General features: G+C 37.2%; 11 protein-coding genes. 6 read left to right on the top strand and 5 right to left on the bottom strand.

Annotated elements, in window-relative coordinates:
• Window positions 1–244: 244 nt before the first annotated feature.
• From clpP to EKG35_RS21095, 3 genes are all read right to left on the bottom strand, one after another.
• A complete protein-coding gene (clpP, locus tag EKG35_RS19555) occupies window positions 245–817 on the bottom strand; it encodes an ATP-dependent Clp endopeptidase proteolytic subunit ClpP (RefSeq protein ID WP_126296220.1) in 573 nt (190 codons plus the stop codon).
• 33 nt (window positions 818–850) lie between these two features.
• On the bottom strand, window positions 851–1504 hold the full coding sequence (locus EKG35_RS19550; RefSeq protein ID WP_126296219.1) for a sigma-70 family RNA polymerase sigma factor: 654 nt from the start codon (window positions 1502–1504) through the stop codon (window positions 851–853).
• A gap of 112 nt (window positions 1505–1616) precedes the next feature.
• Window positions 1617–1868, bottom strand: coding sequence for a hypothetical protein (locus tag EKG35_RS21095; protein ID WP_126296218.1), 252 nt, complete (start codon window positions 1866–1868; stop codon window positions 1617–1619).
• A gap of 289 nt (window positions 1869–2157) precedes the next feature.
• Here EKG35_RS21095 and EKG35_RS19540 point away from each other — a divergent pair, with 289 nt between their 5' ends.
• The 3 genes from EKG35_RS19540 (at window position 2158) to EKG35_RS19530 (ending at window position 4081) form a co-directional block, all read left to right on the top strand.
• A complete protein-coding gene (locus tag EKG35_RS19540) occupies window positions 2158–2529 on the top strand; it encodes a peptidylprolyl isomerase (RefSeq protein ID WP_126296217.1) in 372 nt (123 codons plus the stop codon).
• Between the two features lie 197 nt (window positions 2530–2726).
• A complete protein-coding gene (locus EKG35_RS19535) occupies window positions 2727–3476 on the top strand; it encodes an alpha/beta fold hydrolase (RefSeq protein ID WP_126296216.1) in 750 nt (249 codons plus the stop codon).
• Window positions 3477–3484: 8 nt separating this feature from the next.
• On the top strand, window positions 3485–4081 hold the full coding sequence (locus EKG35_RS19530) for a TetR/AcrR family transcriptional regulator (RefSeq protein ID WP_126296215.1): 597 nt from the start codon (window positions 3485–3487) through the stop codon (window positions 4079–4081).
• A gap of 580 nt (window positions 4082–4661) precedes the next feature.
• Here EKG35_RS19530 and EKG35_RS19525 read toward each other — a convergent pair.
• Entirely contained in the window at window positions 4662–5405 is a 744-nt protein-coding gene (locus EKG35_RS19525) for an SDR family oxidoreductase (protein ID WP_126296214.1), read from the bottom strand.
• Between the two features lies 1 nt (window position 5406).
• On the bottom strand, window positions 5407–5679 hold the full coding sequence (locus EKG35_RS19520) for an Atu4866 domain-containing protein (RefSeq protein WP_126296213.1): 273 nt from the start codon (window positions 5677–5679) through the stop codon (window positions 5407–5409).
• 257 nt (window positions 5680–5936) lie between these two features.
• On the opposite strand from EKG35_RS19520, the gene EKG35_RS19515 reads away from it, so the two are divergent.
• From EKG35_RS19515 to EKG35_RS19505, 3 genes are all read left to right on the top strand, one after another.
• Complete coding sequence (locus EKG35_RS19515) at window positions 5937–6818, top strand: AraC family transcriptional regulator (protein ID WP_185807835.1); 882 nt, start codon at window positions 5937–5939, stop codon at window positions 6816–6818.
• A 344-nt stretch (window positions 6819–7162) separates the two neighbouring features.
• Complete coding sequence (locus EKG35_RS19510; RefSeq protein WP_185807834.1) at window positions 7163–8197, top strand: DUF418 domain-containing protein; 1035 nt, start codon at window positions 7163–7165, stop codon at window positions 8195–8197.
• Between the two features lie 327 nt (window positions 8198–8524).
• Complete coding sequence (locus EKG35_RS19505; RefSeq protein WP_126296211.1) at window positions 8525–9952, top strand: VanZ family protein; 1428 nt, start codon at window positions 8525–8527, stop codon at window positions 9950–9952.
• Window positions 9953–10254: the final 302 nt, after the last annotated feature.

Genomic DNA, 10254 nt, shown 5'->3' with positions numbered 1-10254 from the left:
TAACAGGTATTCCTGCTAACCTCATTTCGATTGCTTTCATTTTAATTTCTACTGGATAACTAACTCTTGTTCCCATAGAAAAAACACCTCCACGTTGGATTTATAGGTTTAATACCCGTTTCTCAACGAAAGGTGTTTTTATTTGTCTCATTTTTTTAGGTCAGTGCGGTTTCTTGTAGTTTTATCATTCTTTTTACATTTACAACAAATGCAGTGAGATACGCTTGCATTTTTATGCCCTGTATTAAATGATTTCATCAATGATGCCGTACTCTTTTGCGGCAACGGCACTCATAAAATAATCACGGTCCGTATCTTGTGCAACCTTTTCAATCGGTTGACCCGTTCGTTCTGCAATAATTTGATTAATGTGCTCACGCAGGCTAATGATCCGTTTGGCGGATATCTCAATATCTGTTGCCTGCCCTCTTGCACCACCTAACGGCTGATGAATCATGATCTCACTGTTCGGCAGGGCATATCGTTTTCCTTTTGTACCAGCAAGTAGTAGGTTCGCCCCAAAAGAAGCTGCCATCCCCATACAAATCGTCCTGATATCTGGTTTGATGTATTGCATCGTATCAAATATAGCAAAGCCAGCAGTTACTGACCCGCCAGGACTATTGATGTACATCGATATGTCCTTGTCAGGGTCCTCTGCTGCTAGGAACAACAGCTGTGCCACGACACTATTAGCAAGCCCGTCAGTAATTTCATCCCCGACCATGATAATTCGGTCCTTTAACAACCGTGAGTAAATATCATACGACCTTTCCCCACGACTGGATTGCTCGATAACATACGGTGTTACATTCATTTCGCTTCCTCCTTCTTTTAGGCGGTAACCCAATTACGCCGCCTTTAGGACAGGGCGTGAAGGACATGAGTGAATGAGTGTGCGGTGCAGAGATCTTGCCGGACGTTGATCTTTCACTAGCGAGCGCAGCAACGGTATCGTCTGGATCAGAATAGTTGGATCCTGTCTCTTAAATGAGGTGTGAAGTAGATGTTCCACTTGTTCACGTTCTTCTTGTTCCCAATAAAGGTCAATGAGCGGACTTCCTTCTTGATCCACCTGTTTCATTAAGCGTTGTTTGGCTCGATGAATAGTTGATTTTACAGCTGTCTCAGATGTCGAAAAGATGTCTGCAATTTCAGCGAGCTGATAGCGAAACCCTTCTTTTAAAACAAGCATAACAACTTGCTTCGGTGTTAATTGGCTCATCAATCGTTGAATGATCTCAAAGCGAGTCGCAATCTTGCTAGTCGTATCATCCGAATCCAATTCATCAGGATCAGCTTCTAAGCACTCTTTATTGTGCTTTCGAATCGTATCAATCCATTCATTATGCGCTATCTTATTCACTAAAGCTGCTGGAATAGAAGTCTGGTCCTCGTAATGTAGCCAAAGCTTCATCAACGCATTCTGTACCAGTTCCTCTCCATCCCATTGATTTTTGGCTAATACATGACAGTATCGTCGCAGCTTCGGATAAAGCTCAATAAATCATCTGCACCGTGCACACGGTTTCTCTGCATCACAATCACTCCTTCAGCACGTCTCTAGTTTATAAACGGATTACGAAAACGAAAAGATATGGGGTGGGAGAAATTTTTTATAAGTTTAAATGACAACTTGAACTTTTGTTTCTTTTAATTCTAACATTACTTTCCTTTAACATGTAAAATTTGCCCCCAACAGTCGCTAACATTCCTACAGGTATTATTACTTTATTTAACTCATTCACAATCGGTTCAAACTCAATTTTAATATGATCTTTTCCTTGCATAAGACTCGCAATTTCAACAGGATGGATGGTTAGATACCTCGCCTCCTCTTCTATGGTTCCGAAGAATGGAGCTCCCATTTAATACATATTTCATTAAACCAGCTAATAGAAGCTGATCGTTATTCAACAAAATCTGGCCGACCTTATATTACGATCGGGCGTATTTCCAGAGTATGGATCAGTGCTTTTTTTGTATGAAAGTTCCGTTTTATGGAATAACCTCAGTAAAGATTATCTGGATATTTATGTTAAAATTTAAGTAGAATTATGAAGAAATATATTTAAACTACGGCGCAGTTTACTTGAAGAGCAGGAGTATATATTTCTTTCTACAGTATTTAATTATAAGGCAGAAGGAGTGGGAATTATGAAGAAAATACTTTTATTTGTGTTTTTGGTAACTTTGATTTTGACCGCTTGTAATTCATCAACATCGAGTTTTAGCGAAGTTGAAAATGTACCTAATAGTGTGCAAGATAATGTTGATTTCAATTTAAGACTTCAATCAATTACTGATGGAGGAAAAGGGTCCTATATTGTTTTTCATTCAAGTGGAGATGTGGAAGCAGATTTAGAAACACAAGGGGATACAGTAACAATAAAGCTTAATGTAACTAATCTACAAAATAGAGCGGTAAAGCAAAATACATTTTATTTAATGACAGACCCTAAACACGATGTAATAGATGTTCAAGTAAATGGTGAATCAATACCTTTTGATAATGTTACAGTTCAATAATCAACGGGCTAACTGTATTAAGCTAAGGGGTATCTTAGTTGAACAACGATCTTCAACTATCGTGCGCTTTCTTAAATAAGTAGAGCGTCCTTCTTCATGAATAGGACCAGATTGTGGAGGATTGTTTTTTTATTGACTAAACGTTCATTCAATAATAAAATAAAGTCAATACTTCAAAAATGCATGGAGGGATTCCAATGGATTTGTATTACGAGGTTAATGGTACTGGGCACCCTATCGTTCTTCTTCACAGTGGTGGCGCTGATTTACGTGACTGGACATATGTTGCACCACTTTTAGCAAAACATTACATGGTTATTAGTTTTGACGGACGCGGAGCCGGGAAATCACCGGATCCAGTAGGAGATATTAATTTTGTGGAAGATTTAAAGGGGCTACTTGACCACCTGAACATTCATAAAACCACATTGATCGGACATTCTATGGGGGGACAGATTGCAATAGACTTTTCATTAGAATATCCTGAATATGTATCGGAATTGGTTTTAATCGCACCGGCATTGTCAGGGTTCAACTATTCATCAGAGTTTGAAGAATACATGAATAAGGTAAGTGCGCTAGCACCAGACATAGATAAAATGATTGAGGTTTCACAGAGTGCACCGTCGTATCGTGTTGTCCAGGCTAGTCCCCACAAGGAGCTGACTGAACAAATGCTTCGACACCATATCAAACGAACATTTAATTGGCCAGCTTTTGAAGTGATTTGGCCAAATCCTCCAGCAACCGAAAGACTGGATGAGTTGACTGTTAAAACTTTATTTATGATTGGTACAGAGGAATTACCTGATAACCTTCGTGTCGCTGAATACTTTCGAAAGCAATTAGACGCTCGAATCGTTGAAATTTCCGGTGCAGATCATATGGTTACTTTAACTCATCCCGAGGATTTGTATCGTCATATTATGGAATTTGTGGAGGGATGATAATTGCTATGCCAAGAACACCACAAGAGAATGAGCGTATTCGTCAGTTAGCCAAAGAGAGTATTCTTAAAGCTGCGATGGAATTGTTCATCAAGCAGGGGTATCACGCGACTTCCATTAGCGACATTGCCGAACAGGCTGGCATATCTAAAGGCTTGCTTTACAATTATTTTAAAGGGAAGGAAGAACTCCTGGCCACAATGGTTGACGCTAGGGTTGGGGAAATGGTTGAAGTCATGAATCAAGCAAAGACTATTGAGACCCCAGTGGAGCAGCTCAAGCATATTATAGAGGGAGCTATCGATAATGTCTACAAGAAGCCGGAAGTATTCCGTTTCTATCTCCACCTGCAAACGCAACCTGAAGCAGATCATGAGCTAATCAAATACAGTCGTTTTCTTATTGAAGAAAACGCCAGACAATTTGAGTTTCAATGTGAAATATTTGAAAAACTAGGAGCAAAGGAAGCGCGGAAGCGGTCGTTATACTTTTCATCCACGCTTCAAGGGATCATGTTGATGATATGTACTTATCCACAGCAGTTTCCTATACAAGAAATAAAAAAGCAAATCTTTGATGAGTTTTGTAACTCGCTTTCCTTTTAAAAAGCTTAATATTAATATTCAATTATAGGGCGCATCTCTTTAATTAAGAAGTGCGTCTATTTTCATTAAAGGGCAGTTTGTGGAGCAACGTCTTTAAGGAGAATTATATTTCTATACCTAAATTTACAGGCTATTATTGTAGTATGTAATTAAAATAGTACAAAAGAATTTCCACAATACTCCTTCTCTTTGACAGCAATTTTCTTACATATCCCTTTCTAAGTCAGCTATTTTAACAATAATTGATTAACACCTAACTTTAATTAACTTATAAAAGATTCAATCCCCTACCTGCATGTTAACTCACATACAAGTACCAATGGCGAATATTTAGTTATGTTAGTATTTGCCATCATCGGAATAGTAATTGCATGCTTTATGCCGAGAATAAGAAAAGCGAATAATACAACGACAGTTTTTCTTAAAGTCAGCCCCGTCCTTACTTAGAACGGGGTTATGCATGTTTAAGGCTTACAATTAGATAACTTATTTATGTTACAATTGAACTTTTAAAGTACTTTTTAAAAAGATGTACTTAAACTAGAATGGAGGGGCTTATGCTATTTGAATTCCTAATGTCTTACTGGTTAACTTTCACTACGGGTTTAATGACCAATTCACTAACATCGACATGGTCTGGCTGTTCAAGTGCATAAACTATAGCATTGGAAATGGCTGTAGCTGGAAGAGCGATACGTCGGTATTCCTTCATGATTTCCTTTGCCTCATTATCAGTAATGCTATCAGCTAGTTCTGATTCCGTTACCCCAGGAGATACAAGGGTCACTCGGATGCCCTGACCAGTAATCTCTTGCCGCAATCCATCCGTTATTGCACGTACGGCATATTTTGTCGCACAGTAGACAGCTGCTGTTGGGCTCACTTCGTAGGCGCCGATGGATGCGATGTTTATAAAATGACCAAAACCTTGTTTCTTCATGACCGGCAGACCTGCGGCAATGCCATGGAGAACACCGCGAATATTAACATCAATCATTCGATTCCATTCCTCAATCTTCAATGCTTCCAGCGGAGAGAGGGGCATCACTCCTGCATTGTTGATAATTGCATCAACTCGTCCAAAACGACTTTGGGCCATTCCCATGATTTCCTGCATTTGTTCTAGTTGTGTAACATCGAGCTGTTGAATGACTACAGATCCACCATCTGCACGAATGTTGGCCGCTAATGCCTCTAGTTTTTCCACACGCCTTGCACCGATGACAACATGAGCGCCAAGGCTTGCGAGTAGTCGGGCTGTTGTTTCACCAATTCCACTGCTTGCTCCAGTAATCACAACCACTTTTCCATTAAGTGCTGACATCTTACTTGCTCCCTTCACTATGTTTTTCTAGATATAGCACCATACCCGCATGGTAAAGCACTCCGTTGATAAAATCACCATCGGCAGTAAAGCCTGTATCATCGACATACTCAATATGATTGCCTTTAATGGTATAGCTCCCTCGATAAGCGCTTTTGCGCTCGCCACGAGCTTCGTCATATCGTCCATTTGGAAGCAGCTCGTGCCGAATGTAGCCGTCTGCGGTCACCCAGGTACCCAAATAAGAATGATAGTTTTCATGCTCTTTTTTCATTTCAAAATCTCCTTTCACTTAAACGATGGATGGCACTCAAATCTTGGTAGGGTTGAAATGTAAATACAGCGAACCAAAGGACATACATTACTTACCCTCCATTTGATGTGATGTGTCTGACCATAAACTTATTATGAAACTTTACATCAATGAGGAGGTAGCCGAAATTTATACTATTATTGCCTAATACTCCAAAAAAATATAGTATAGTGAGTGATAGATTCATAAAGATATCTGGAAAGATGGAGGAATTGTCCATGGAGCAAATTAAAGAATTGGCAGAGTTGATTGAGAGACATGTACCGATGGATGGAACGTTTGAGACAGCTATACCAGGCTTGCGACTTGTTCGTAGCTCGCAGATTTCTGAACCTGTTTACTCAGTTTATGAACCGTCCCTTTGTGTTGTGGCCCAGGGATCAAAATTAGTCATGCTTGGGGAAGAAAACTATCAATACGATACGGCAAGTTATTTGACTGCTTCTGTTCATTTGCCAATCACAGGACAGATCATAAAGGCTTCAACCGAAAATCCATATTTATGTGTAAATTTGTCACTTGATATGACCCAAATTTTTGAGGTGGTACAATCATCGAGTCAAGTAATTTCCAGTGAATCTCCAGGACGGGGTCTGGTAATTAACATTGTCAATGATTCACTCATTGAAGTGGTATTACGGCTAATTAGGCTTTTGGACACTCCGCAGGATATACCAATCCTTGCTGCCAGTATCAAACGTGAAATTATTTACCGTGTTCTGCAAAATGATCAGAATGATTCCTTGAAACATTTTGCCCTTGTAGGCAGTCAGGCCCAAAGGATTGCAAAGGTGATTGGAATATTGAACCGTGAATTTTCACAGTCATTGAGGGTGGACGAATTGGCGAGAGAAGCTAGTATGAGCCTTTCATCTTTCTATAGTCATTTCAAGGAAGTCACGGGTATGAGCCCAATCCAGTATCAGAAGCAGCTTCGACTACAGGAAGCGCGTCGATTGCTTTTAACGGAAAATCTGGAAGCGGCTGAGGCAGCATTCCAGGTAGGTTATGAAAGTCCATCATATTTCAACCGAGAATATAGTCGTATGTTTGGCTTGCCTCCAATGAAAGACATAAAACGTTTACGGGAGATGTTTTAAATAAAAGGAAATATAAATTATAAAAAATATTGATTAAAGGTAATTATTATACGAAAGAGCCAGATTGAACTAGAGATTCGTTGTATACGTGCCCACTGCCACTGCTCACTCACACTTTAATAATTTCTTCATAGTTTTCCTCACTCTTTCTTAAGATTTAATTTTTATAATTAAACCCTGTTATACGGAAAGATTTTTGTAAATTAACAAGGATGCAAGTAGACTGAATGCATCTACGTAAAACGAATTACACGCAGTTTTTTATTGCGAACGATTGTTATTGTGGGCAGGCACACTATTCGATAGAATACCGTATGAAAATGATAAGAAAGAGGCTAATTATAATGGAGCCAGTAATAAATAAGTACCGCATTAATGTTATTGATTTGATTAGAGGGTTTGCTCTGATGGGGCTTCCTTTTGTAAATGTGCTTGCATTTTGGAGCGCAAACATTAACTTAACTGGAACACAGGAGGATATTTGGGTTCAGCGTTTCTTGTATCTATTTGTTGAAGGGCGTTTTTACGCTATATTTTCTTTTTTGTTTGGATTAGGGCTTTGGATTTTTTTATCAAGGGCTAAAGAAAAGAACGATCGTCCATATTCACTTTTTATTCGGCGTATGTTGATCTTGGGTATAGTAGGATGGATACATCACCTAATAAACCCTGGTGAAGCTTTATTGATTTATGCAGTTTTAGGAGTACCTGTTGTTTTCTTTGATAAGGTTCCGAAACAGATTAACCTAATCTTAGGTATAGCAGGCGTTATTATAGGAAGCTTTATTGGAGCAAAACTGCTTTTAATCTTGCCTTTAATGATGCTGGGTCTAGCGTTCGGACAGTATCGTGTATTTGAATCTTATATAAAAAGGAGAAAAACGTGGATGACGGTTGCTGTTCTTTCATTTGTTGCAACTAGTATTTCAGTCGCTTTTCTTTGGCAAAAAGCACCTGTCGATGGGTTAGTATACTATATGGAGGGTTTTGAATTAACCGAAACGCAAGTATTATCAAATCGTGCATTTTTTGACTTTGCGGACTTGTCCTTGACTTTCGCCCCATTTTTCTCTGTTTTTTATGTTAGCTTTCTTGTTTTGCTCGAACCTTTAGTAAAGAAATTGTTATCACCATTAAACGCATTTGGACGAATGGCGTTTACGAATTATATAGGTCAATCCGTTATTTTGGTTATTATTGCAATGTTTATTCCCGCTGGTACAGTAGTTTCATATATCGACGCAACAATTACGTGTGTACTTGTAGTGATAGCGCAGATCATTACTTCTTCATTTTGGCTTAGATCTTTTAAGTATGGTCCATTAGAGTGGCTTTGGCGATGCGGAACTTATGGGAAATGGATTACTATACGAAAATAAACAGACTGCTACAAGGTAAGAAACAAAGTTCGAAATATACAATGCATCACACTATTTAATAAAAATTGACCAAGATAAAGCAGGTATCCGCTTTTTATCCACATCCTATTGTTTACCTTAATCACAATTAAAAATTAATATATCTTTCATGGACCCTTACCTTTGTAAGGGCTCTTTTTTTATACAAAAATATTTTCGTTCATTGTTAAGAAAAACTTAAGAAGTTTCTGCAATTAATATTAAGAATTGGCCTTTATACTGTTAGCTATCCAGCTGTTTAACTAATAGAATATCCAGCTATTTGAAAATAAGGAGTGAGTTTGTAAATTGGATATAAAAAGTATTATCGATAAATTACTACCGATTTTGCCAATGGCATTAATTGTGGCAGTCGTAATAATTGGAATAACCTATTTATCTTATACCCTATATCGAAAACAGGGTGGGAGTAAAAAAGCAACACTTAATCAATTTAGTGCTTTATTTTTACTATTTGGTTGGTTTGTTGTTGTTATAGTATTAACAACATTTAGCAGGGGAGCAAATTTTGAGGGGTGGGTTAATTTTCGACTATTTAGCGATTATATAAATGCTTGGAATCAATGGTCTCTTAGTGAATTGCAACTTATAATTTTTAATATGTTAATGTTTGCGCCTCTCGGGTTTCTGTTGCCGCTTCTCGGAAAAAGAACTCATCGAATAGTTCCTATTTTACTTATATCTCTAACTGTTACATTAAGCATTGAATTTTTTCAGATGTTCACACGTAGAGGAATATTTGAATTGAATGATATACTACATAACACAATTGGAAGTATTGCGGGATATCTCTTGATGAGTGCAATTCAAGATGTGGTAGTACATCGAAAAGTAAAGGCTCAGTCGCTATTTAAAGCTTTTTTTATACCGCTCGTTTTTACGCTGCTATTCACAGGGGCAATGGTTGTATATCATTCAAAAGAGCTTGGGAATCTTTCCATTCGCCCAGTATATTCTCAAAATATGAATCAGGTTGAAGTAGTACTAAATACAGAATTGGAGACGGACGGTGACACAGTTTCTCTATATTATAACGACCAAATTCATAATATTGAATACGCAAATAATATAGCGGATTTATTGCGAAGTTCATTTAATTTATCGCAAAAGGGCAGTGCCCGTATAGATGGCTACAATCGGATATGGTCTTTATTGGAAAATGGTGGAAATGAAATAATATTAAATTACAATTCAAAAGATGGGACATGGGGATTTTATACCGAAAGTAATGAAACAGTCTATATGGCTCAGGAGGATTTAAATAGTTATAGGAAATTTTATGAAAAGTGGTTGCTATCAAATGAGTTATTACCTAAAGAGGCAGTATTTAGTACACAAGATAATAATACTCTACGGTGGGATATGAAACAGTCTATTAAAAAAATTGCTTTTGAAGATAAAGATTTTTTTGAAGGTTTAATTATGCTTATACCATCTCAAAATAATCACATGCCAATTGATGTATTTTATGATATGAAGGAAAATGAATTCGTAAAAGATGTTAATATAATTAGTCCTTCACAAGCTTATGAAGAAATTCTAAAAGGAAAATTTTATATGTATAATAATCTCAACGATGGAGATAAATTAATTATAAATGACTATGAGCTTGAATATAATTACGACTCCAAAGGTTATTATCAGCCTGTTTACAAGTTTATAGGGTTAGTTAATGACCAACATTGGGAAGCATTAATTCCTGCCGTAATAAATTAATTAATATATAAAAGTTATTTGAGGATTAGCTATTTTCTTAAATAACTTTTTTATTTTGCACAAAAGGTCTAGATTTTGAAGGATAGATTTAACTAAATCATAAACAATTTTATGGTGTGCAGAGATAATACAGTTATTTAGCTTACAATAAAGTCAGTTGAAAATGTGAGTCATTTATTCAACAAAACCAGCTAATAGATTGTCAATAAAAATCTTTTAAATTAAAAATCGCTTCATGCTATACTAAAAATGCACAACTCAAGTAACCCTCCGAATCTAATTTGGAAGGTTTTTGTTTTATT

The organism is Lysinibacillus telephonicus (assembly GCF_003966145.1).
Classification (GTDB): domain Bacteria; phylum Bacillota; class Bacilli; order Bacillales_A; family Planococcaceae; genus Ureibacillus; species Ureibacillus telephonicus.
The sequence above is the reverse complement of the archived record's forward strand: the minus strand, read 5'-3'. Positions and strand labels throughout refer to the sequence as shown.